The sequence below is a fragment of the Flavobacterium sp. 5 genome, from assembly GCF_002813295.1.
Classification (GTDB): domain Bacteria; phylum Bacteroidota; class Bacteroidia; order Flavobacteriales; family Flavobacteriaceae; genus Flavobacterium.
In genome coordinates this window covers 2,562,701-2,585,941 of sequence record NZ_PHUE01000001.1, presented here as the reverse complement: position 1 = coordinate 2,585,941, position 23,241 = coordinate 2,562,701, and the positions used below count along the sequence as shown (strand labels likewise).

Genomic DNA, 23,241 nt, shown 5'->3' with positions numbered 1-23,241 from the left:
AATGAGTTCTTAACATTGAATTTAATTCAACTTGAAATTGATTTGCATTTTTTCCAGTTCAAACAATAATTCATTAGAAATTTGAACTTTCAATTTTCGGCTTGGCATGGCTAGTTTGGTAACTACTTTTATTTCTTCCACTTCGGTAACTTGTTTCGTTTCTACAACCTCAGCAGTTTCATCCGTTTCTTCAACAAAAGTATCATCCGTTTCTTCAAATTCGGGAGTTGTTTCAACAATCCTCTTTATTTTTTCAAGTTCCATGATTTCAAAAGACACTGTATTATCGCCTTTGTATTCTTGAAACAAACGATTCAGATTATGAATAAACTCAGCTTCAATATCTTTAATATTTAGTAGAAGGATTAGCTTTTTGGCAAACGTACTCAAAACATCCTGTAAATATTGTACCAAAACAAACTGCATTCTAGGATCGGTCTTTTTGCCTGTTTCCTGATTTACCCAACCTTCTTTTATCAAAATCTTCATGAAGGTAAAGTTGTTTTGAATGAAGAAATGTCTGAACTTTAAATACTCTTCTCCAAAGATTTTAAACTCAAAACTCTCATCATAACCTTCCAAGACAAAGGTTCCCCACCCTTTTCCGTTCTTCGCTACACGGTGTTGTACGTTGGTAATAATTCCTCCAAAAGTTAGATTCTTACCTACATACTGTTCCATATTTTTCAAGGCTTCAAGTCTGGCGTTGCAAAAATATTTCATCTCAAATTTATAATCATCCAAAGGATGCCCAGAAATATAAATACCAACAACTTCTTTCTCTTTGGCAAGTTTCTCCATCGTACTCCAGTCTTCGCAAGGAGGTACAACAGGTTCTGCAATTTGCACATCGCTGCTTTCTCCAAACAGACTTACCTGCGATGAATTTTCGTTTTCCTGAAACTTCGAACCATAACGGATGGCTTTTTCGTAAAAGGTAATTCCATCACCATCAGTGTGAAAATATTGTGCTCTGTGTGTGTCAGTAAAACAATCAAAACCTCCTGCCAAAGCTAAGTTTTCGATGGCTTTTTTGTTGGCTGCGCGCAAATCAATGCGTTTTGCTAAATCAAAAATAGATTTGTATTTGGCATCTTTTCTACTTTCAACAATGGTCGCAACCGCACCAGAACCTACCCCTTTGATAGCCCCCATTCCGAAACGAACTGCATATTCATCGTTTACCGTAAATTTATAAAACGACTCGTTCACACAAGGTCCTAAAACCTGTAATCCCATACGCTTGCATTCTTCCATAAAAAATGATACTTGTTTGATATCATTCATGTTATTCGAAAGTACCGCCGCCATATATTCGGCAGGATAATGAGCTTTTAGATAAGCCGTTTGGTAGGCAATCCAAGCATAACAAGTAGAGTGTGACTTATTAAAGGCATAACTCGCAAAGGCTTCCCAGTCTTTCCAAATTTTCTCTAAAATTTTGGCATCATGTCCTTTCTCTGCAGCTTGCGCAATAAACTTTGGTTTCATTTTATCTAGAACCTCAATCTGCTTCTTACCCATTGCCTTACGCAAAACATCGGCATCACCTTTTGAAAACCCCGCTAAAGATTGGGACAAAAGCATTACCTGCTCTTGATAAACAGTAATTCCGTAGGTTTCTCCTAGGTATTCTTCGCAAGCATCTAAATCGTATTTAATTTCCTCTTCCCCATTTTTTCTTCGAACGAAAGACGGAATATACTCTATTGGTCCTGGACGATACAAAGCATTCATGGCAATTAAATCTCCAAAAACAGTAGGTTTCAAATCCTTCATGTATTTCTGCATTCCGGGTGACTCGTATTGGAAGATTCCAACCGTTTCTCCACGTTGGAAAAGCTCATACGTCTTGACATCATCAATCGGGAAAGTATCTGGATCGAGATCAATGTTGTTACGATACTTTACTAATTTGACTGTATCTTTTATCAAAGTAAGGGTCTTAAGACCCAAGAAATCCATTTTTAGTAATCCCGCACTTTCGGCAACGGAGTTATCAAACTGCGTCACATATAAATCAGAATCTTTTGCGGTAGTAACAGGTACATAGTTGGTAATATCCGATGGCGTGATGATCACCCCACAAGCGTGAATACCTGTATTACGCATCGAGCCTTCCAAAATTTTTGCCTGCTGAATCGTCTCTCCTGCCAAATCATCTTCATTGGCAATGGCGATTAATTCTTTTACAAGTTCAAATTCATCAGCACCTTTTAATGCTTTTTTTACATCGTCTTCTGATTCAGAAAGGAAACGAGCTAGATTCCATTTCCCTGGCATCATTGCAGGAATTAATTTGGCAATTCTATCCGCTTCGAACAAAGGTAAATCTAGCACACGAGCAGTATCACGAATAGCCGATTTGGTTGCCATTTTACCATAAGTGATAATCTGCGCCACCTGATTGGCACCGTATTTTTTGATTACATAATCCATTACACGACCACGACCCTCATCATCAAAATCGATATCAATATCGGGCATCGACACACGATCGGGATTCAGGAAACGCTCAAAAAGCAAATCGTACTTAATCGGGTCAATATTGGTAATTCCTAAACAATAAGCCACCGCAGAACCCGCAGCCGATCCACGGCCTGGTCCTACTGAAACATCCATTTTTCGAGCTTCGGCAATGAAATCCTGAACAATCAAAAAGTAACCTGGATACCCTGAATTCGAAATCGTAAGTAACTCAAAGTCTAAACGTTCCTGAATAGATTCTGTAATATCTCCATATCGTTTTTTGGCGCCTATCATGGTCAAATCCCTCAAATAGGCATTTTCTCCACGAACCCCATTGTCAGTTTCGTCTTCGGGATTGACAAACTCTTGAGGAATGTCATATTTTGGAAGCAATACATCACGATAGAGCGAGTAAATTTCGACCTTATCTACAATTTCCTGAATGTTGATAATCGCATCAGGCAAATCGGAAAAGAGTTTTTTCATCTCTTCTTGCGATTTATAATAATACTCCTGATTCGGTAAACCATAACGGTAACCACGACCACGACCAATTGGCGTAGCCTGTTTTTCACCATCTTTTACACACAACAAAATATCATGCGCATTGGCATCTTCTTTATTTAAATAAAAAGTATTATTACTTGCAATCAGCTTAACATTATGCTTTTGTGAAAACTCAATCAAGGTTTTATTAACTCGGTTTTCGTCCTCTTGTTGGTGGCGCATGATTTCGAGATAAAAATCATCTCCAAATTGCTCTTTCCACCAAATCAAAGCTTCTTCGGCTTGGTTTTCACCGATGTTTAGAATTTTACTCGGAATCTCTCCGTATAAATTTCCAGACAACACCATGATGTCTTCTTTATACTGCTCGACTACGGCTCGATCAATTCTTGGTACATAATAAAAACCATTCACATAAGCGATGGAAGCCATTTTAGCAAGATTATGATATCCTTTTTTATTTTTAGCCAATAAAACAACCTGATAACCATTGTCTTTTTTGGACTTATCTTTATGATTTTCACAGATATTAAACTCACACCCTACAATTGGTTTGATTTCTGTTTCAGTTGGTTCTGCTCCCTCTTCAACTAAAGCTTTATTTTTGGCGGAAGCCCCTTTATTATGATTCATTACCGCACTCACAAAATGGAAAGCTCCCATCATGTTTCCTGTATCAGTCATTGCAACGGCTGGCATTTTATTTTTGGCTGTAGCCGAAACTAAATTCCCAATTCCGATAGTCGATTGTAAAACCGAAAACTGTGTGTGATTGTGTAAATGTGCAAACTTCGCTTCGCTTAAACCTTGCTTATCCGAATCAGAAATAACAGTTTGAACATCATCAGAAACTAATGCTTTTAATTGCTCTCTAATGGCATCTGAAGCTTTCTTAAGATTGATGTGTTTTAATCCAATTAAAGGTATTTCCTGAGGATTTTTATTCTGAAAAGTTTGAAAATAATCCTTTGGTACATCAAGTTCTTCTTTGGTAAAAACCTCTCTTCTTATTAATTCTAAAAAACAACGTGTAGTTGCTTCAACATCGGCAGTTGCGTTGTGCGCTTCCGAAAAAGGAACGTTGAATAAATAACTATGTAATTCGGTCAATGTTGGTAATTTGAATTTTCCTCCACGACCTCCGGGTAATTTTAATAATGAAGCAGTAACTTCGGTACACGTATCCAAAACTGGCATCGAACTCATTGGCGAATCTACTCCAGCACGATGAAATTCAGCTCCCATAATATTGACGTCGAAACCTAAATTCTGACCTACAATAAATTTGGTTTTACTCAATGCAATATTGAATTTCTCCAAAACTTCGGCCAAAGAAATACCATCGGCTTGAGCCAATTCGGTCGAAATACCGTGAATACGTTCAGCATCATACGGAATATTAAAACCATCTGGCTGTACCAAATAATCCTGATGTTCGATAAGCGTTCCCATCTCATCATGCAGCTGCCAAGCGATTTGTATACAACGAGGCCAGTTGTCAGAATCGGTTATTGGAGCATTCCAGTTCTTGGGTAATCCAGTAGTTTCGGTATCGAATATTAAGTACATAATTGCAAATGAAGTGATTGTAATTTTTTAAAATTACAAAAAGTGAATTTCAAAATTAGGGATTTTTTTGAGGTAATTCAGTTTAATTTATCAACAGTAAATAGGTTCAGACAATTCTGAAAACTTTGATTTTTTTTAAATTTTTAAAACCAATATGATTTTTTGGATGTCGTAGTATTTAAAATTATATTTGGCAATCATCTAAGTAAACCTATACATGTTAAAAAAAATATTTTTTTTGTCTTTATTTTTCTTTTGCAACTTAGTTTTTTCTCAATGTCCATCAGGCAATATCACCTTAAGTAGTCAATTAAGTGTTGACAATTTTGTAGCAACATATCCTAATTGCGAAATTATTTCTGGTAATTTATTTATTTCTGGCGATGCTAATGATTTTTCAAAGCTTATATCTATAAAGAGAATAGAGGGTAGTCTTACCATGCAATACTCTAATATATCTGATGTGTCTAATTTTTCTAAATTAGAATTTATTGGAGGCGATTTAATAATTAGAAACACTGCAATTAAAAATTTAAACGGTTTTAGTCAATTAAAAACAATAAATGGTAGTTTAGAAATTCATGAAAACAACTATAGAGGCCCGTTAGAAACGATTAGTGGATTTGAAAACTTAGAAAGTATTATGGGTGATTTTCAAATTAGTAATTATTTTATAAAAAGCATTATTGGATTTAATAAATTGATTGAGGTTCAAAAATATTTTTCAATTTCTGGAAATCCATCATTAATTACATTCCCAAAATTTGAAAGTTTGAAAACACTTGGAAACAGTTTAGTAATCGAAAACAATGATTCTCTAGAAATCATTGATAGTTTTGATGCATTGGAAACCATAGGATGGGACTTAAAAATTGGTAATTCCTCATTAATTTCAATGCAAGGTTTTAACAAATTAAAAGAAATTACACGATTTTTTGAAATACTTAGTCCCTCATTGAAAATCATGCCTTCATTTAACAATTTAGAATTAATTCGAGCTGGATTAACGATTTCGGGATCTAGTTTAACGAGTATATCAGGTTTCAATAATCTCAAATCAATAGGAGAATGGTTTATAATGTATGAAAATAATGAACTTACCACAATTGATGGTTTTAATAATCTGAACCACATTTATGGAGTGGTAGATATTAAAGTAAATACTAAATTGCAAAACATCAAAGGTTTTAATCAATTGCTAAGTGTAGGAAGACTTATTATTGGCGGCAACTCTTCCTTAATTTCCCTAACGGGTCTAGAATCTCTTACAACCATAGACTTTTCATCATTATCTGACCCATCACTCGAAATCGACAGTAATTCTTCATTAACTGACTGTTCAGCTATTTGTAATTTACTATCGTCAGATAGGGATATGGGTATAATTAAAATTTTTGATAACCCTTCTAAATGCAGTAGTCAATTTGAACTTGAACAACAATGCATACCCGATTTTGATAGAGATGGTATTCTTGACGATTTTGATCTTGATGATGACAATGATGGCATTTTAGATACAGTAGAAGATAATGGAACTCTAAACAGAGATACTGATGGAGATGGACTTTCTGACTCTCGAGATTTAGATAGTGACAATGATGGCTGTTCCGATGTAATTGAGGCTGGTTTTACTGATAATGATCAAAATGGAACATTAGGAAACTCTCCTGACATAGTTGATTTAAATGGCTTAATAACTGGATATACAGGTGGTTATATAGTTCCAATAGACATTAACAATGATGGTGTTTTTGATTTTCAGACAGCAAATATTTTAAATGCTGGTGAAAATGGAAATTTATCTATTTGTAATATTAGTGCTCCTGTAAATTTATTTGATTCTCTTAAAGGAACTCCAAATATCGGAGGGACTTGGACTCCAACTTTATCAGGTAGAAACGGAGTATTTAACCCTACAATAGATTTGTCTGGAATTTATACCTATACCGTTTTTAACGGTAAATGCAACAAAAGCGCTACAGTTACTGTAAATATAGATGTAACTCCAAATGCAGGAGGGGATAGTACTTTATCAATTTGTATTAATAATAATCCTATTGATTTATTGAGTATTTTAAGTGATACACCCGACAATGGAGGTAAATGGACTCCGTCTTTATCAACTGGGACTTCATTCTTTGATCCAAAAATTGATCGTTCAGGGATTTATAAATACACCGTTACAAATGGATCTTGCCAAACTGATGTTGCTGAGGTGACTGTCAATGTAGATTTATTACCGAATGCTGGAGAAGATAACAGTATATCTATTTGCATAGATAGCGCTCCAATAAATTTATTTGATAAATTAAAAGGAATACCTAATCGTGGAGGTGTCTGGAGCCCAAATCTATCAAGTGGTAATGAAATGTTTGACCCTAAAATAGATGTTTCTGGAATTTATACCTATACTGTTTCAAATGCACAATGCGGAAACGCCAATGCCAAAATAACAATACAAGTAGATTCTTTTCCCAATGCTGGAGAAAACAACACGTTATCAGTTTGCAAAGATGATGCGTCATTTGATTTATTTAATATTTTAATAGGTTCTCCTGATAATGGAGGAACTTGGAGTCCAAATTTATTAAGCGGAACAGGATTTTTTAATCCTAATACGGATCTTTCTGGAACTTATAAGTACACCGTTACTAATACATCATGTCAGAGTGATTTTTCTGAAGTAATTGTTAATGTGTCTAAATTGCCAAATGCAGGTAAAAACAATAATGTATCAATTTGTGTAGAGAGTAACCCTATAGATTTATTAGATTATTTAAAAGAAAATCCAGATAAAGGAGGTGTTTGGAGTCCGAGTTTATCAAGTGGAACGGGATTATTTAATCCCACAATTGATAATCCAGGAACCTATATATATAAATTAGACAATGAAAAATGCGGTAGTGACTCAGCAGAAATTTCGGTACTTGTTACAAAACAGTCCACTATTCCAGATTACAAAATAAAGACAACTGATTTTGATAATTATAATACCATTGAGGTCCTAATTAATACGACCTTGCAATATAAATATTCATTAGATGGTATTAATTATCAAAAAGAAAACATATTTAATAATTTGCCAGGAGGAGATTATACAGTTTTTGCTAAAGAAACAAGCGGATGTGGCTTTCTTGAAGAAAAAATTTCATTCCTAAATTATCCTAAATTTTTCACACCAAATGGTGATGGATACAACGATACTTGGCAATTGAAAGGTTCAGCTTTCAAAAATTATTCGATAAATATATTTGATCGATATGGAAAACTTTTAAAGCAACTAACACAAAATAATCCTTCTTGGGACGGAATCTATAATAATGCTTCATTACCTTCTGATGATTATTGGTTTGAGGCAAAATTTAGCGATGAGCAAATAAAAAAAGGGCATTTTTCTTTAAAAAGGTGATAGGGCATTTTTTCTTAAAAAATCTAAATATCATTTTTTGGATGTCGTAGTATTTCTATAAAAAAAATACTTTTTTATAACTAGAATTAATCCAAATAAAAGAAACAAATTTTATTTAAATCATGGTGAAATCCAATATCAAAATCTAACAATAATTACTATTTCAAATCAAATTGTTACATTTTTTAAACCAAAAACCTTTATTTTATAGCACAATAGCGGTAAATTTGCAAATTATTAAAAACAACCGTAAAATAAACTTCTGTTGTTCTAATTAAAAAAAAAATGTGTTTCCCATCGATTGTTCTTTTTAAAATAAAGAACAACTGTTTGCGATCCAAAAAACATAATTCTTTTGGGTATCGTATAAAACAAAATATCGAAATTGACACTTTAATATCTTTTTTTAATTTTGAACTTCTATTATAATGACATGAAGTTACTGTGGTTATAGAAATTACAATTAAAAAAAAATAAAATGAGTAAGACATTATTTGACAAAGTATGGGATTCACACGTTGTACGTAAAATTGAAGATGGACCGGATGTATTTTTTATTGACCGTCATTTCATTCATGAAGTTACGAGCCCAGTTGCTTTTTTAGGATTAAAATCTAGAAACGTAAAGGTTTTATACCCAGAACGTACTTTTGCTACTGCCGACCACAACACACCAACTATAAACCAACATTTACCTGTTGCTGATGCCCTTTCTGCTAATCAATTACAAGCATTAGAAGATAACTCAGCAGAATACGGAATTTCTCACTGGGGATTAGGTCATCAAAAGAATGGAATTGTACACGTAGTAGGTCCTGAAAACGGAATTACTTTGCCTGGTGCTACTATTGTTTGTGGAGATTCACATACTTCTACTCACGGTGCTTTTGGAGCGATTGCTTTTGGAATTGGTACTTCTGAGGTTGAAATGGTTATGGCTACACAATGTATCATGCAACCAAAACCAAAGAAAATGCGTATCAACGTAAATGGTAAATTAAGTAAAGGTGTGGGACCAAAAGACGTTGCTCTTTATATTATTGCTCAATTAACTACTTCTGGAGGTACAGGATATTTTGCTGAATATGCAGGAAATGTATTCGAAGAAATGACAATGGAAGGCCGTATGACTGTTTGTAATTTAAGTATCGAAATGGGTGCTCGTGGAGGTATGATTGCTCCTGACCAAACTACTTTTGATTTCCTTGAAGGAAGATTATATGCTCCAAAAGGTGAAGCTTGGACTAAAGCAGTTGAATACTGGAAAACTTTGAAAACCGATGCGGATGCAATTTTTGATACTGAATTAAATATCAAAGCTGAAGATATCGAACCAATGATTACTTATGGTACAAACCCTGGAATGGGAATTGGTATCACTAAACATATTCCGAACGCCAATCAAGTTGAAGGTGGTGCGGAAACATATAAAAAATCGTTAGCTTACATGGGCTTCAACGAAGATGATGTGATGATTGGAAAAACAATCGATTATGTTTTCTTGGGAAGTTGTACTAATGGACGTATTGAAGATTTTAGAGCTTTCGCAGAAATTGTAAAAGGCCGCAAAAAAGCAGACAACGTTACAGCTTGGTTAGTTCCAGGTTCACACGTAGTTGAAGCACAGATTAAAGAAGAAGGTATTTTGGATATTTTAACTGAAGCAGGTTTCGTATTGCGTCAGCCAGGATGTTCTGCTTGTTTGGCAATGAATGATGATAAAGTTCCTGCTGGAAAATACGCAGTAAGTACTTCAAACAGAAACTTCGAAGGTCGTCAAGGTCCTGGTTCAAGAACATTGTTAGCTTCTCCAATTATGGCAGCAGCAGCAGCGGTTACAGGAAAATTAACTGATCCAAGAGAATTGTTTTAGAAAGCCTTGAGCTGTCGGCTGTCGGCTATGAGCCCACTGCCGAAAGCTCATAGCCGACAGCCCAAAGATGAGAGATTTTAGAAATTATAATGTTTGGCAAGAAAGTCATTTGTTGACACTTGAAGTTTATCAAGCAACGAAAGAATTTCCAAAAGAAGAGTTATTTGGATTAACAAGTCAATTGAGAAGAGCAGTTTCTTCTATTCCAACAAATTTTGCTGAAGGTTGTGGCTCTAATTCCGAAAAAGAATTTGGAAGATATTTGAATATTGCAATTGCTTCCTGTTCAGAAGTTGAATATTTATTATTACTGACTTCTGACTTGAAATATTTAAACCCTGAAATTCATCAAAATTTAGAAAGCAAAGTAATTCAAATTAGAAAACAGATTTATCAATTAAGACTAAAATTAAATCAATAAAATTAGTGCAGTTTTTGCCCAAAGCCCAAAGCCCAAAGCCGACTGCCAAAAACAAATAAAAATGGCATACGATAAATTTAATATACTTACTAGTAGTGCAGTGCCACTACCAATAGAAAACGTAGATACTGACCAAATCATCCCAGCTCGTTTCTTGAAAGCTACGAAGCGTGAAGGATTTGGAGATAATCTTTTCCGTGACTGGAGATACAATGGAGATGATACTCCAAAAGCAGATTTCGTTTTAAACGATTCAACTTACTCAGGAAAAATCTTGGTTGGAGGAAAAAACTTTGGTTCTGGTTCATCTCGTGAGCATGCTGCTTGGGCAGTTTATGATTACGGATTCCGTGCTGTGGTTTCTTCTTTCTTTGCAGATATCTTCAAAGGAAACTGTTTGAATATTGGTGTTTTACCAGTTCAAATTAGCCCCGAATTTGCAGAAACTATTTTCAAAGCAATCGAAGCTGATCCAAAAACAGAATTGGAAATCAACTTACCTAATCAAACAATTACTTTATTAAGTACTGGTGAAAAAGAATCTTTTGATATCAATGGATACAAAAAGAACAACATGATCAACGGTTTTGATGATATTGATTATTTACAAAACATTAAAGAAGACATTGTAGCTTTTGCCGACAAACTTCCTTACTAAAACAATAAAGGTTACAAGTTAATTTTAATAACACCCGACAGGTTTTAAAAAGATCTGTCGGGTTTATAAATAAAATACGTATGGTTTTAGAAATGGCTATTCTACAGGTAATAAAAGGAGAAAAAGTTCATTTTGAAAAAGATTTTGCAATCGCCAGTCAATTTATACAATCCATTCCAGGTTATGCAAGTCATAGTTTGAGAAAATGTATAGAGGAAGAAAACAAATATTTATTATTAGTTAACTGGGAAAAACTAGAAAATCATACTGTAGGATTTAGAGAATCTGAAGCCTATTTAGAATGGAAAAAATTGTTACATCATTATTATAATCCGTTTCCAGTTGTAGAACATTATGAAATGGTTTTTGAAAATAAAAAATAATTTTAACGCAAAAGATGAAAGCAAACAAACACATTCAAAGAGACGGACAAGAAGCAACTAAAATATATGATGATAGAAGTTTAGCAAATGACTACAGACATTTGTCTTCTATTTTAAGACCTGGAATGAAAGTTCTAGATATTGGATGTGCTACTGGTTTTATTTCAAAAGATATTGCAAAATTAGTCGGTGAAAATGGAAAAGTTACGGCAATTGATAATACCGAAAGTTTAATTCTGAGCGGAAAAGAATCACATCAAAACGTACCTAATTTAGAGTTAATCCATACTGATTTATTTGACTTTAACCCAGAAGAAAAATTTGATTTAGTTATTTCGGCTAGAGTTTTACAATGGTTGAGCAATCCAAAAGAGGCTTTAGTAAAAATGAAATCGCTGCTGAAACCAAACGGTCAAATTTCGATTTTGGACTACGATCACACCAATTTAAACTGGAATCCATTGCCTCCTGAAAGCATGCAAGAGTTTTACAAAACATTCTTAAAATGGAGACAAGAAGCAGGAATGAACAATAAAATTGCAGAAGATTTACCAAGTTTATTAGAGGAAATAGGTTTTCATTCTATTGAAAAAATCAATTCTGATGAATTTTATAATGAAGAAAAAGAAGATTATAAATCGAAAATAGGTATTTGGTCTAAAGTAGCTGGTTCGCTTCAAATGGTGGAAGAAGGCTATTTAGAAAATGATTTGCGATTGAAAGCCATTGAAGAATACAACCAATGGATAGAAACCGAAGCAATTTCTATGACTATGAAATTAAATGAAGTACGAGGCAGAATATAAGCTTTTGACAACCAAAATTGACACAAAAAATATAAGTCAATAATTAAACAATAATGGAAAAAAGAAAAATTGAAATAATGGATACGACACTTCGAGATGGTGAACAAACCTCGGGAGTATCCTTTTCGGCAGCAGAAAAATTAACCATTGCGCAATTATTGCTTGAAGAATTACATATTGATCGTATTGAAATTGCATCAGCTCGTGTGAGTGAGGGTGAATTTCAAGGAGTAAAAGGGATTATGTCCTGGGCATCAACAAAAGGCTATACCAATCGAATCGAAGTCCTATCTTTTGTAGACGGAGGCGTTTCTATCGAATGGATGAAAAAAGCAGGAGCTAAAGTTCAAAATTTATTGACCAAAGGTTCTTTAAATCACTTGACACATCAATTAAAAAAAACACCAGAACAGCATTTTTCCGAAATCGCCCAATCTATTGCTTTAGCAAATGAAAACGGAATTGCTACCAATGTTTACTTAGAAGATTGGAGTAATGGAATGCGTAATTCACCTGAATACGTTTTTCAATATTTGGATTTTTTAGTAACTCAACCTGTTAAAAGAATATTATTACCTGATACTTTGGGTGTATTGATACCTTCTGATACTTTTGAATTTATTTCTAAAATCACAACAAAATATCCAACTATTCATTTTGATTTCCATGCACACAATGACTATGATTTGAGTGTTGCCAATGTGATGGAAGCAATAAAAGCGGGCATTAGCGGATTACACGTTACGGTAAACGGAATGGGAGAGCGCGCTGGAAATGCACCTCTTGAAAGTACAGTTGCAGTAATCAATGATTTTATGCCAGAGGTAGAAATCAACATCAAAGAATCATCTTTATACTCGGTAAGCAAACTAGTTGAAACTTTTACTGGTTACAGAATCCCCGCCAATAAACCAATTGTAGGAGACAATGTTTTTACACAAACTGCAGGAATCCATGCTGACGGTGACAACAAAAACAATTTGTATTTTAATGATTTGCTTCCAGAACGTTTTGGAAGAAAACGAAAATATGCTTTAGGAAAAACTTCCGGTAAAGCTAATATCGAAAAAAATCTTCAAGAATTAGGATTAAAACTAAACCCTGAAGATTTAAAATTAGTTACTCAAAGAATCATTGAGCTGGGCGACAAAAAAGAAACAGTTACCAAAGAAGATTTGCCATACATCATTTCGGATGTTTTGGACAGTCAGACTTATGAAGAAAAAATTACAGTGGAATCGTATTTATTATCTCATGCTAAAGGATTACGCCCTTCTACGACTCTTTGTTTAAAAATTGACGGTGAAATTTTTGAAGAAAATGCTCAAGGAGACGGTCAATTTGACGCTTTTATGAATGCACTTTCTAAAATATATAAAGGCAGAAAAATGACTTTGCCAAAATTGATTGATTATGCAGTTCGTATACCTCCTGGCAGCAGCTCGGATGCATTATGCGAAACCATTATCACCTGGACAAACAATGGAAAAGAATTTAAAACAAGAGGATTAGATTCAGACCAAACAGTAGCTGCAATTATTGCAACACAAAAAATGCTGAATGTAGTGTCTATTTAAAAAATAAATTTCAATTAAAAATATAATTAAAAAATAAAAAACAATGAAATTCAATATTGCCCTTTTAGCCGGAGACGGAATCGGACCAGAAGTAGTTAACGAAGCAGTAAAAGTTTCGAATGCCATTGCTAAAAAATTCAATCATGAAATCAATTGGACACCTGCACTTACTGGAGCTTGTGCGATTGATGCTGTTGGAGTACCTTACCCTGATGATACTCATGACATTTGTATGGCTGCTGATGCTGTTCTTTTTGGAGCTATCGGACACCCAAAATATGATAACGATCCAAGTGCACCAGTTAGACCAGAACAAGGTTTATTGCTAATGCGTAAAAAATTAGGTTTGTTCGCTAACGTACGTCCAACTTTTACTTTTCCTTCTTTGATTGATAATTCTCCATTAAAGAGAGAAAGAATCGAAGGAACAGATTTAGTTTTCTTAAGAGAATTAACGGGTGGAATTTACTTTGGTGAAAAAGGAAGAAAAGACGGTGGAGAAACTGCTTTCGACAACTGTGTTTACACTAGAGCTGAAGTACAGCGTTTAGCAAAAAAAGGTTTTGAATTAGCAATGACACGTTCTAAAAAATTATGTTGTGTAGACAAAGCAAACGTTTTGGAAACTTCACGCTTATGGAGAGAAACTGTACAGGCTATGGAAAAAGATTATCCAGAAGTTACTGTTTCTTACGAATTTGTTGATGCAGTTGCTATGCGTTTGGTACAATGGCCAAACTCTTATGACGTATTGATTACTGAAAATTTATTTGGAGATATTTTAACAGATGAAGCGTCTGTAATTTCAGGTTCTATGGGATTAATGCCATCTGCATCTGTTGGAGAGCACACTTCATTGTATGAACCAATTCACGGTTCTTACCCACAAGCTACAGGATTAAATATTGCTAATCCATTGGCAACTGTTTTATCTGCAGCTATGATGTTTGAAGATGCTTTTGGATTAAAAGAAGAAGCTGAAGCAATCAGAGCCGTTGTAAACAAATCATTAGAACAAGGAATTGTTACCGAAGATTTAGCTTCAAAAGGTGCTAAAGCATACAAAACTAGCGAAGTTGGTGACTGGTTGGTTGCTAATTTGTAAAATATATTTCTTTGGAAATAAAAAAAGGTGTCAATTTACATTGACACCTTTTTAATATATGATTGAAAAAAATATTAATATCTTCCTCCTCTGTCTCCACCACCACGGTTATCTCCACCACGGCTGTTTCCACCATAACCACCACGAGAATCACCTCCACGGTTGTTGTTAAAACTTCTTCTTTCGCCTTCTGGTTTTGGTTCAGATTTGTTTACAACGATTGCACGTCCTTGAACAGTAGCTCCGTTCAATTCGTCAATTGCTTTTTGAGCTTCATCATCATTTGTCATTTCAACAAAACCGAATCCTTTACTTCTTCCTGTAAATTTATCTGTGATAATTTTAACTGAATCAACTGCTCCGTAAGCCTCGAAAGACTCTCTTAAATCTGCTTCCTCAATACTGAATGGAAGGCTTCCAACAAAAATATTCATAAGTACTTATTTATAATAATTGAAACAAATGTACTCTATTTTTTTTCTAATCAACTATAAATTAGCTTATTTATCAGATAATTTATGAAAACATGCTATTTCATTATATTGTTCTCTTCTCAATTTAACAATAAAAAACATCTTTTTCAGTATTATTAATTTAAGAATCAACTCAATTAGGATTACTGAATAAAAATACAACTCAATATATTTTTAATTGTCCTTTAAAAATATATAAAATAAATCAACTATTTTGTAGCAATAGTGACTGGTACTTTGTAAAAAATTCCTTTTGTAAAACTCACATTAGGTTCTGATAAAGGAAGTATTGGTATCCCTTCGGCGTTAAACTTAAACTCGCCACTAATAGTATGATTTACAGCATCAAATTCTGTAATTATAATTTGACCATCTCCTTTATTTTCCCCAGTTGAAAAAAAAGTAGCAATATCTCCTTGTATTTCTTCTAATTTAGCACTATTAATATCGTCAATCCCTAACTTATAAGTTTTAACTGCTGTGCTTACGGTGTTCAAATATAAAATGTCCCTGTTTTGATAAGCTTTTATCTCCAACGAACCATCGGGAGCTTGAACTGCACTAAACAAAGTAGATCTCCAAAGTACATTATCTTTTAATCCTTGAAACGCAGGATTATTAAACTTTACCTGATCCTCACAAGAAGTCAAAACAAAAAACAGAACTATAACTAAAAAAAAACTACGCATATCATTTAATTTTGGAACACAAAAATAAAGGTTTTCAAATTAATCAATGTATTTTCTTATTCAAAATACTGCAAAAACATAGCTAACAATCCATTACACATTAAAACAATAAACTTATTAGATTGTTTGGATAAAAAATGTATCTTTGCACCCTTAATTAATCGAGGTCGAGTACCTCAAAATTTAATCATACGATTATGTCAGTAAAAATTAGATTACAAAGACACGGTAAAAAACAAAAACCTTTTTACTGGGTTGTAGCTGCAGATGCACGCTCAAAAAGAGATGGTAAATACCTAGAAAAAATTGGTACTTACAATCCAAACACAAACCCTGCAACTATCGAATTAAACTTGGATAGCGCAGTAAAATGGTTGCACAATGGTGCTCAACCTACTGATACAGCAAAAGCTATTCTTTCTTACAAAGGAGCTTTATTGAAACACCACCTTGATGGAGGTATTCGTAAAGGTGCTTTAACTCAAGAACAAGCTGATGCAAAATTAGCTGCTTGGTTAGAAGCTAAAGCTGGAAAAGTTGATGCTAAAAAAGATGGTTTGTCTAAAGTACAAGCTGATGCTAAAGCTAAAGCTTTTAAAGCAGAACAAGCTGTAAACGCAAAACGTTTAGCTGATGCTGCTCAAGCAGAAGCTGATGCAATTGCTGCTGCAACTCCTGCTGTTGAAGAAGAAGTTGTTGCTGAAGCTGAGGAAACTCCTGCTGCAGAAGAAAATAACGAAACAACTGAAGCATAATTTTAGTAGGCGACGATGCGTAAAGAAGATTGTTTCTATTTAGGTAAAATTGCCAAAAAATTTAGTTTCAAAGGGGAAGTCTTAGCTTATTTAGACACAGACGAACCTGAGTTATATCAAAACTTGGAATCAGTGTTTGTTGAATGCAACAAACACTTGGTTCCTTTTTTTATTGAAAACAGTTCTCTTCACAAAAACGATTTTCTTCGAATTCGTTTTGAAGATATAAATACAGAAGAAGATGCAGATGCTCTTTTAGGCAACGACCTTTATCTACCTTTAAAAATGTTACCTAAACTTACAGGGAACAAATTCTACTTTCACGAAGTAATTGGTTTTGAAGTAGAAGACAAACGTCTTGGTTATGTTGGAGAAATCCAATCTATCAACGACACCACCGCACAGCCTCTTTTTGAAGTTCTCAAAGGAGATGCCGAAATACTAATTCCTATGATTGATCATTTCTTAGTTAAAATTGACAGAGAAAATAAAAAAGTCATTATGGATTTACCTGAAGGCTTAATTGAAATGTACCTTTAATAAGATAAGCTTATTCGATTAATCGTTTATTTGATTATTTCTTAACAATCTAAAATCTGCATGTCAAAATTCCAATTCAAACAATTCTCAATAGAGCAAGATCGATGTGCAATGAAAATTGGAACCGATGGCGTTTTATTAGGAGCATGGACTCCAATTAACAATCAAACATTTAGCATTTTAGACATTGGGACCGGAACCGGAATCATTGCACTAATGTTAGCACAAAGAAGTTCAGCCGAACAAATTGATGCCTTAGAAATTGAAGAAAATGCCTTCGAACAAGCTACCGATAATTTTGAAAATTCCCCTTGGAACGATCGCTTATTTTGTTTCCATGCTGGTTTAGATGAATTTGTAGAAGATCCAGAAGACGAATATGATTTAATCATTTCCAATCCTCCGTTTTATAGTGAAGATTACAAATCAAATGACGATCAACGCGATTTAGCACGTTTTCAAGATTCTATGCCTTTTGGACAATTGATTGAAGCTGCAGATTTATTACTTTCTGAAAACGGAATTTTCTCCGTTATTATCCCTTTTAAAGAAGAAGAAAATTTTATAGCTATTGCTAAAGAATACGAATTATATCCTATAAAAATCACCAGAGTTAAAGGGACACCAACAACCGAAATTAAACGTTCTCTCTTAGCTTTTAATCGAAAAGAAAATCATCACTTCCATATTGATGAATTGACTATCGAAACAGAACGACATATTTACACTCCTGAATATATTGAACTGACAAAAGATTTTTATTTGAAGATGTAATTCACATTTTACACGATTTATAAATACTTAAATCATTTTCAGTACAATATATTTTAATAAGAAGCCAAAAAAACCAAATTAATCATCAGTAAAAATGACTAATTTGGCTGGTATAAATCTTAAAATTTAGCTACAAATTACTTTCCTATACAGTAGGTACTTCCTGGATCAATATCTCCCTCTGGGAAATTTTTACAAAAAAATGTCCTCTTAACAGTAAAACAATTGTCATCAATACTCACGACAGTCATAGTAATCCTGTCACCTACTTCCATTTGTGATTCTCCCAGTTTTTTAACGCAAGTGATTTCATATTCACAGTCACTAATCGTTTTAACACTCCAAACCAAGCGAAGTACACCGTTTTCATAGCTTTCTTGAGTTGCTCCTTTTAATATAAAGGTTCTATTCGGATAGTCTGGATCAAATGCTTTGATATTCTTTAATTTACTGCAATCTAAAGCTTGTGAATGCCCCAATACAGTTATAAATAATAAAATAAAAAGAAATAGTACTTGTTTTTTCATAATTGAAGTTTTGTTAATGTGATAAATAAAGGTTGATTTGGGTTCTATTATTTTAGTCAACAATATTACAAAATTACATAGTTCTATCCAATTCTAATGACCCACTTTCTTACTTCAATTTATTGTCAGTTTTATCTTTGAATACAAGATAACATCAATACTAATTTACTTTAAAAGTGATTCTAAAATACAATAAACACTACTAAAAACCTCCCGAAAATCAAAAAAAATAATAATTATTGCTATATCATAAAAAATAATAAATACCGCATATCCGTAATATCACAACAATAAATAGACTCAAAACCTTTAGATTAAAAATTCAACAAGAAAATTAAATTTTAAAGATTAAATTTTGCAATTAAAGGGCTGCTCAACAAAAAAATATAAGCAAATATTATTCATTACATTAAAGCTAAAAATATTACAAAAAAATAATTAAATTTGATTATCAAATTAAGTTAATTAATGCGTTTACGCTCAATTAAACACATTTGATTTGACCTTTAAAAATTGAAACTATGAAACACGTATTTACCCTCACCTTCTTTTTTCTGTTTTCATTAAATTTATTAGCCCAGTCTCCAACAATATCTAACAAAAATTTTTCTATTGGTAGCTATGGCCGAGCAGGAATAGCTTATGCCTTAGGAGCTTCAAACAGTGATTTCCCACAATCACTAAATTTAAATGGAATGGGGTCCATTGGAGGTCGTTTTGAAGAAAATGACTATTTTGAATTAGTTACTGCCTTACACTTCAATCCAGCTATTGCGGGTGAAGAAAAAACTAAAATCAATGTACAGGCTCGCTTTTCCTTTTATACCACTCAAGGCCAATTAATAGGTAACGTTTCTAATAAGTCAATAGGCGGAATCACAACCGCTCTACCTGAACTATATGCCGAAGCTAACAATATAATGGGTAGTGATTGGAGTATATGGATGGGAGCAAGACTATTTCGTGGCGATGACATTCATATTATTGATCATTATTATTTTGATGATCATTCAGGGCAAGGAGTTGGTATAAAATACAAAAACACACAATTTTCAGAAATTTTTACTGGTTCAATTGACACAACATCAACATTACCACCAAACTTTTACCTCAATATCGTAAATGGCACTCCTACTTTAGGGTTACGTAATAGATACGTTTCTATCATAGAACACACAATAACAACCAACAATGGATACGTGAAATTACTTGGTGAATATCAGCGTCTACCCTCAGGCACGGCTCAAGGCGCAGATACTTTTTATAATTATCCTGCTGATAACGGATATGTTGTTGGAGCAAAATATTTTAAAAACATCAATTCTAAACTTCCTGGATCTTTTAATGCCGTGAGTGCTCGTTATGGTACTGGTATTGCCAATGGAGGAGATGGCGGTAGCAGCCGAACCTACGTCACATATGGAGCACCTAATCTAGAAACCAACAGTTTTAAGAAAGCTTATTCTTTGGCTATAACAGAAACTTTTTTACTTAATCTCAGCAAAAATTATTCACTAAATGGTTATGCAATTTACACTAAAAGCAGAGGAGCTAGTGACAGCCTAAATAAAGCTCCAGATTACCTAAACAAACAATTGTTATTTAACCGAAAACAAGATATTGCATTTGGAGCTAGAGGAACGTGGTATATCAAAGACTGGTTTCATTTACTGCATGAATTAGATTTAACCTGGAGAAAAGATGGCACACAAGACTTTGGTCAGATGACAAAATTTACTATTGCACCTACATTTGTACCAACTGCCGTTCGAGATGTTTGGGCTAGACCTCACTTTAGATTAGTATATAGTGTTGCTCATTACAATAAATTTGCAACAGACAACCTCTATTCTCCCTATCTCGCACAAAGTGGCAGCAAAAGCTGGGGACAATATTTAGGAGCAAAAGTAGAATGGTGGATATGGTAAAAACAAATAATCTGCATTTAATCAAATATTTTATTACGCTTTTCTGTATTAAATAACATTAAGCACAAAACAACTAAAAGAACAATCAAACTATTTTTTTTTGTCTCTCAGTGAATATTTAAAATAATATATTAAATACAATATTTCAACAATAATCAAGAGGTAACAATTAGTATCAAACCAGTATGTTAGATTGTGAAAATACAACAATACATATTAGTTTTGTTATATTTCTTTACGTAGATTTGTATCAATAATAAAAAAGATAACATGAGACCCGATTTATTTCAAGCCCCAGATTATTACAATCTAGATGATTTATTAAGTGAGGAACACAAACTAGTTCGTGATTCTGCTCGAGCTTGGGTAAAACGTGAAGTTTCACCTATTATAGAAGAATATGCACAAAGAGCAGAATTCCCTAAACAAATCATAAAAGGTTTGGGAGAAATAGGTGGCTTTGGCCCTTATATTCCAGTCGAGTATGGAGGTGCTGGTTTAGATCAGATTTCTTACGGTTTAATCATGCAAGAAATAGAGCGTGGGGACTCTGGTGTTCGTTCTACATCATCAGTTCAATCTTCATTAGTAATGTATCCAATTTGGAAATATGGTAACGAAGAACAAAGAGTAAAATATTTGCCAAAATTAGCCACAGGAGGATTAATGGGTTGTTTTGGACTAACAGAACCTAACTACGGGTCAGATCCTGGAAGTATGATTACCAACTTTAAAGACATGGGAGACCATTATCTTTTGAATGGTGCCAAAATGTGGATATCCAATGCTCCTTTTGCAGATATTGCAGTAGTTTGGGCTAAAAATGAGGAAGGAAGAATACACGGATTAATTGTAGAACGTGGCCTGGAAGGTTTCACAACTCCAGAAACCCATAATAAATGGTCCCTTCGAGCATCATCGACTGGGGAATTGATTTTTGATAATGTTAAAGTCCCTAAAGAAAATTTATTACCAAATAAATCTGGATTAGGTGCGCCTCTTGGTTGCTTAGATTCGGCTCGATACGGAATTGCCTGGGGAGCAATCGGTGCCGCAATGGACTGCTATGATACAGCTTTGCGATATGCTAAAGAAAGAATACAATTTGACAAACCGATTGCAGGCACACAGTTGCAACAAAAGAAATTGGCAGAAATGATCACTGAAATAACCAAAGCACAATTATTAACATGGAGACTTGGTGTCTTACGAAATGAAGGCAGAGCAACAACATCTCAAATTTCTATGGCTAAAAGAAATAATGTAGATATGGCTCTCCATATTGCACGTGAAGCCAGACAAATGCTTGGTGGAATGGGAATAACTGGCGAATATTCAATCATGCGTCACATGATGAATTTGGAATCTGTAATTACTTATGAAGGAACTCACGATATCCATTTATTAATAACGGGAATGGACGTAACCGGAATTCCAGCTTTTAAATAAAAATCATACAAATACTAAAATAATTATAAAATTGATATCAAAGCTTCTTGAAAACAGGAAGCTTTTTTATTTTTACAAAAAAATACCCCCTTATGAATATCGCAACAATCAACATTAACATACAAACTCAAAAACAACAATTATTAAATCATTCATTATACAAAAAAATCAATACCATTGATGATTTACATTGCTTTTTAGAAAATCACGTATATGCTGTTTGGGATTTTATGTCACTATTAAAAGCATTGCAAAGCAAACTAACATGCACAACAACACCTTGGTTTGCCACCCCATATCCTGAAACACGATACTTAATCAATGAAATTGTATTAGCAGAAGAAAGCGATCTAAACATTGATGGCAGACGTTTGAGCCATTTTGAAATGTACCTGGAAGCAATGCAAGATTGTGCGGCAAAAACAACTCATATTGAACAATTTTTAAGAGAGGTTGATTCACTTCAGAATATATTTGTAGCTATTAAAAAAAGTAATTTACATCCAAATATCAAAGCCTTTCTCGATTTTACATTTAAAGTTATTGAAGAAGGAAAGCCTCATGAAATAGCAGCGGCATTTACTTTTGGTCGAGAAGATCTGATTCCAAATATGTTTACTGAAATTTTGAAACAATTTCAATCCAAATTTCCAGCGTATAAATTAAACAAACTTCTTTATTATTTTGAAAGACATATTGAATTAGATGCAGATGAACATGGTCCAATGGCAATGACTATGATAAATGAACTTTGCGGAGATGACCAAAAAAAATGGTCAGAAGTACAAAACATCTCCATCTTAGCTTTAGAAAAAAGAATAGCGCTTTGGGATGCTATCGAAGAACAAATTATTCTAAAACCTGAAATGGTTTAGCCAGAAAAAGTATAATCGTAATTTAAATAATTTAATCCAAATTAGAAAAATGGCTTAAATAAAAAAATGGGGTTTAAAGACCCCATTTTTTATTGTTTCTAATCTTCATTTAGTAAAAATTAAGACTCTAATTCTCTGGAGCTAATTCTAATTCTAATCCATCAAGACTTTCAGTGATAGGAATTTGACAACCCAAACGGCTATTTGATTTTACATAAAATGCTTCAGAAAGCATAGCTTCCTCATCATCGCCCTTTTCTGGCAAAACTACATCATTAAGAACATAACATTGACAAGATGCGCACATCGCCATTCCTCCACAGGTTCCTTCAACAGGAAGCTCATAAGCCTTGCAAAGTTCCATTATGTTCATCGCCATATCAGTAGGCGCTTGTAAATCATGAATTACTCCTTCTCTATCTTTAATTTTTATTAAAACGTCCATTTATTATTT

The 23,241-nt window shown here is 33.7% G+C and carries 19 protein-coding genes; 14 read left to right on the top strand and 5 right to left on the bottom strand.

The genetic code is table 11. The features are described from left to right. Positions 1-21: 21 nt before the first annotated feature. Complete coding sequence (gene dnaE / locus CLU82_RS10620) at positions 22-4,545, bottom strand: DNA polymerase III subunit alpha (RefSeq protein ID WP_100843072.1); 4,524 nt, start codon at positions 4,543-4,545, stop codon at positions 22-24. A gap of 238 nt (positions 4,546-4,783) precedes the next feature. Here dnaE and CLU82_RS10615 point away from each other — a divergent pair, with 238 nt between their 5' ends. The 8 genes from CLU82_RS10615 to leuB all read left to right on the top strand — a co-directional run bounded on the left by CLU82_RS10615 (position 4,784) and on the right by leuB (position 14,777). Further along, entirely contained in the window at positions 4,784-7,954 is a 3,171-nt protein-coding gene (locus CLU82_RS10615; protein WP_198520214.1) for a T9SS type B sorting domain-containing protein, read from the top strand. A 478-nt stretch (positions 7,955-8,432) separates the two neighbouring features. After that, complete coding sequence (gene leuC, locus CLU82_RS10605) at positions 8,433-9,827, top strand: 3-isopropylmalate dehydratase large subunit (RefSeq protein ID WP_100843069.1); 1,395 nt, start codon at positions 8,433-8,435, stop codon at positions 9,825-9,827. Between the two features lie 67 nt (positions 9,828-9,894). Beyond that, positions 9,895-10,248, top strand: coding sequence for a four helix bundle protein (locus tag CLU82_RS10600; protein ID WP_100843068.1), 354 nt, complete (start codon positions 9,895-9,897; stop codon positions 10,246-10,248). A 61-nt stretch (positions 10,249-10,309) separates the two neighbouring features. Then, positions 10,310-10,906, top strand: coding sequence for a 3-isopropylmalate dehydratase small subunit (gene leuD, locus CLU82_RS10595; protein ID WP_100843067.1), 597 nt, complete (start codon positions 10,310-10,312; stop codon positions 10,904-10,906). 80 nt (positions 10,907-10,986) lie between these two features. Then, positions 10,987-11,289, top strand: coding sequence for an antibiotic biosynthesis monooxygenase (locus CLU82_RS10590; RefSeq protein WP_100843066.1), 303 nt, complete (start codon positions 10,987-10,989; stop codon positions 11,287-11,289). 14 nt (positions 11,290-11,303) lie between these two features. Then, a complete protein-coding gene (locus CLU82_RS10585; RefSeq protein WP_100843065.1) occupies positions 11,304-12,095 on the top strand; it encodes a methyltransferase domain-containing protein in 792 nt (263 codons plus the stop codon). A gap of 53 nt (positions 12,096-12,148) precedes the next feature. Then, positions 12,149-13,672, top strand: a complete 1,524-nt coding sequence (locus tag CLU82_RS10580) for an alpha-isopropylmalate synthase regulatory domain-containing protein (protein ID WP_100843064.1) — start codon at positions 12,149-12,151, stop codon at positions 13,670-13,672. Positions 13,673-13,715: 43 nt separating this feature from the next. Beyond that, the gene (leuB, locus tag CLU82_RS10575) at positions 13,716-14,777 is read left to right on the top strand and encodes a 3-isopropylmalate dehydrogenase (protein ID WP_100843063.1); all 1,062 of its coding nucleotides are present in this window, start codon (positions 13,716-13,718) and stop codon (positions 14,775-14,777) included. 74 nt (positions 14,778-14,851) lie between these two features. Here leuB and CLU82_RS10570 read toward each other — a convergent pair whose 3' ends face one another. Beyond that, a complete protein-coding gene (locus CLU82_RS10570) occupies positions 14,852-15,211 on the bottom strand; it encodes an RNA-binding protein (protein WP_077374089.1) in 360 nt (119 codons plus the stop codon). Positions 15,212-15,459: 248 nt separating this feature from the next. Beyond that, positions 15,460-15,939 carry a DUF6252 family protein gene (locus CLU82_RS10565; protein WP_100843062.1) on the bottom strand — a complete coding sequence of 160 codons (480 nt, stop codon included), beginning with the start codon at positions 15,937-15,939 and terminating at the stop codon, positions 15,460-15,462. A gap of 197 nt (positions 15,940-16,136) precedes the next feature. Between CLU82_RS10565 and CLU82_RS10560 the strand changes: the two genes are divergently transcribed. From CLU82_RS10560 to CLU82_RS10550, 3 genes are read left to right on the top strand one after another with little or no spacing between them, the layout of a single operon-like run. Next, on the top strand, positions 16,137-16,694 hold the full coding sequence (locus CLU82_RS10560) for a 30S ribosomal protein S16 (protein WP_100843061.1): 558 nt from the start codon (positions 16,137-16,139) through the stop codon (positions 16,692-16,694). Positions 16,695-16,709: 15 nt separating this feature from the next. Continuing rightward, positions 16,710-17,234 (top strand): ribosome maturation factor RimM, encoded by a 525-nt coding sequence (gene rimM, locus CLU82_RS10555; protein ID WP_100843060.1) that lies wholly within the window; start codon positions 16,710-16,712, stop codon positions 17,232-17,234. 60 nt (positions 17,235-17,294) lie between these two features. Next, positions 17,295-18,008 carry a tRNA1(Val) (adenine(37)-N6)-methyltransferase gene (locus tag CLU82_RS10550; RefSeq protein ID WP_100843059.1) on the top strand — a complete coding sequence of 238 codons (714 nt, stop codon included), beginning with the start codon at positions 17,295-17,297 and terminating at the stop codon, positions 18,006-18,008. 137 nt (positions 18,009-18,145) lie between these two features. On the opposite strand, the gene CLU82_RS10545 is transcribed toward CLU82_RS10550, so the two are convergent. Then, positions 18,146-18,535, bottom strand: a complete 390-nt coding sequence (locus tag CLU82_RS10545) for a hypothetical protein (RefSeq protein WP_100843058.1) — start codon at positions 18,533-18,535, stop codon at positions 18,146-18,148. Positions 18,536-19,056: 521 nt separating this feature from the next. On the opposite strand from CLU82_RS10545, the gene CLU82_RS10540 reads away from it, so the two are divergent. The 3 genes from CLU82_RS10540 to CLU82_RS10530 all read left to right on the top strand — a co-directional run bounded on the left by CLU82_RS10540 (position 19,057) and on the right by CLU82_RS10530 (position 22,787). After that, positions 19,057-20,463 (top strand): carbohydrate porin, encoded by a 1,407-nt coding sequence (locus CLU82_RS10540; RefSeq protein WP_100843057.1) that lies wholly within the window; start codon positions 19,057-19,059, stop codon positions 20,461-20,463. A 270-nt stretch (positions 20,464-20,733) separates the two neighbouring features. Beyond that, positions 20,734-21,912, top strand: coding sequence for an acyl-CoA dehydrogenase family protein (locus CLU82_RS10535; protein WP_100843056.1), 1,179 nt, complete (start codon positions 20,734-20,736; stop codon positions 21,910-21,912). Positions 21,913-22,004: 92 nt separating this feature from the next. Continuing rightward, complete coding sequence (locus tag CLU82_RS10530) at positions 22,005-22,787, top strand: DUF3050 domain-containing protein (RefSeq protein ID WP_100843055.1); 783 nt, start codon at positions 22,005-22,007, stop codon at positions 22,785-22,787. Between the two features lie 127 nt (positions 22,788-22,914). Here CLU82_RS10530 and CLU82_RS10525 read toward each other — a convergent pair whose 3' ends face one another. Next, positions 22,915-23,232 carry a 2Fe-2S iron-sulfur cluster-binding protein gene (locus CLU82_RS10525; RefSeq protein ID WP_100843054.1) on the bottom strand — a complete coding sequence of 106 codons (318 nt, stop codon included), beginning with the start codon at positions 23,230-23,232 and terminating at the stop codon, positions 22,915-22,917. Positions 23,233-23,241 lie beyond the last annotated feature (9 nt).

Excerpts from the sequence above, each read along its gene's own strand:
- CLU82_RS10585 (WP_100843065.1), top strand. The coding sequence starts at position 11,304 with ATGAAAGCAAACAAACACATTCAAAGAGACGGACAAGAAGCAACTAAA.
- CLU82_RS10530 (WP_100843055.1), top strand. The coding sequence starts at position 22,005 with ATGAATATCGCAACAATCAACATTAACATACAAACTCAAAAACAACAA.
- dnaE (WP_100843072.1), bottom strand. The coding sequence starts at position 4,545 with ATGTACTTAATATTCGATACCGAAACTACTGGATTACCCAAGAACTGG.
- CLU82_RS10570 (WP_077374089.1), bottom strand. The coding sequence starts at position 15,211 with ATGAATATTTTTGTTGGAAGCCTTCCATTCAGTATTGAGGAAGCAGAT.
- CLU82_RS10550 (WP_100843059.1), top strand. The coding sequence starts at position 17,295 with ATGTCAAAATTCCAATTCAAACAATTCTCAATAGAGCAAGATCGATGT.
- CLU82_RS10535 (WP_100843056.1), top strand. The coding sequence starts at position 20,734 with ATGAGACCCGATTTATTTCAAGCCCCAGATTATTACAATCTAGATGAT.
- CLU82_RS10580 (WP_100843064.1), top strand. The coding sequence starts at position 12,149 with ATGGAAAAAAGAAAAATTGAAATAATGGATACGACACTTCGAGATGGT.
- leuC (WP_100843069.1), top strand. The coding sequence starts at position 8,433 with ATGAGTAAGACATTATTTGACAAAGTATGGGATTCACACGTTGTACGT.
- CLU82_RS10540 (WP_100843057.1), top strand. The coding sequence starts at position 19,057 with ATGAAACACGTATTTACCCTCACCTTCTTTTTTCTGTTTTCATTAAAT.
- CLU82_RS10565 (WP_100843062.1), bottom strand. The coding sequence starts at position 15,939 with ATGCGTAGTTTTTTTTTAGTTATAGTTCTGTTTTTTGTTTTGACTTCT.
- rimM (WP_100843060.1), top strand. The coding sequence starts at position 16,710 with ATGCGTAAAGAAGATTGTTTCTATTTAGGTAAAATTGCCAAAAAATTT.
- CLU82_RS10600 (WP_100843068.1), top strand. The coding sequence starts at position 9,895 with ATGAGAGATTTTAGAAATTATAATGTTTGGCAAGAAAGTCATTTGTTG.
- CLU82_RS10545 (WP_100843058.1), bottom strand. The coding sequence starts at position 18,535 with ATGAAAAAACAAGTACTATTTCTTTTTATTTTATTATTTATAACTGTA.
- CLU82_RS10560 (WP_100843061.1), top strand. The coding sequence starts at position 16,137 with ATGTCAGTAAAAATTAGATTACAAAGACACGGTAAAAAACAAAAACCT.
- CLU82_RS10590 (WP_100843066.1), top strand. The coding sequence starts at position 10,987 with ATGGTTTTAGAAATGGCTATTCTACAGGTAATAAAAGGAGAAAAAGTT.
- leuB (WP_100843063.1), top strand. The coding sequence starts at position 13,716 with ATGAAATTCAATATTGCCCTTTTAGCCGGAGACGGAATCGGACCAGAA.
- leuD (WP_100843067.1), top strand. The coding sequence starts at position 10,310 with ATGGCATACGATAAATTTAATATACTTACTAGTAGTGCAGTGCCACTA.
- CLU82_RS10525 (WP_100843054.1), bottom strand. The coding sequence starts at position 23,232 with ATGGACGTTTTAATAAAAATTAAAGATAGAGAAGGAGTAATTCATGAT.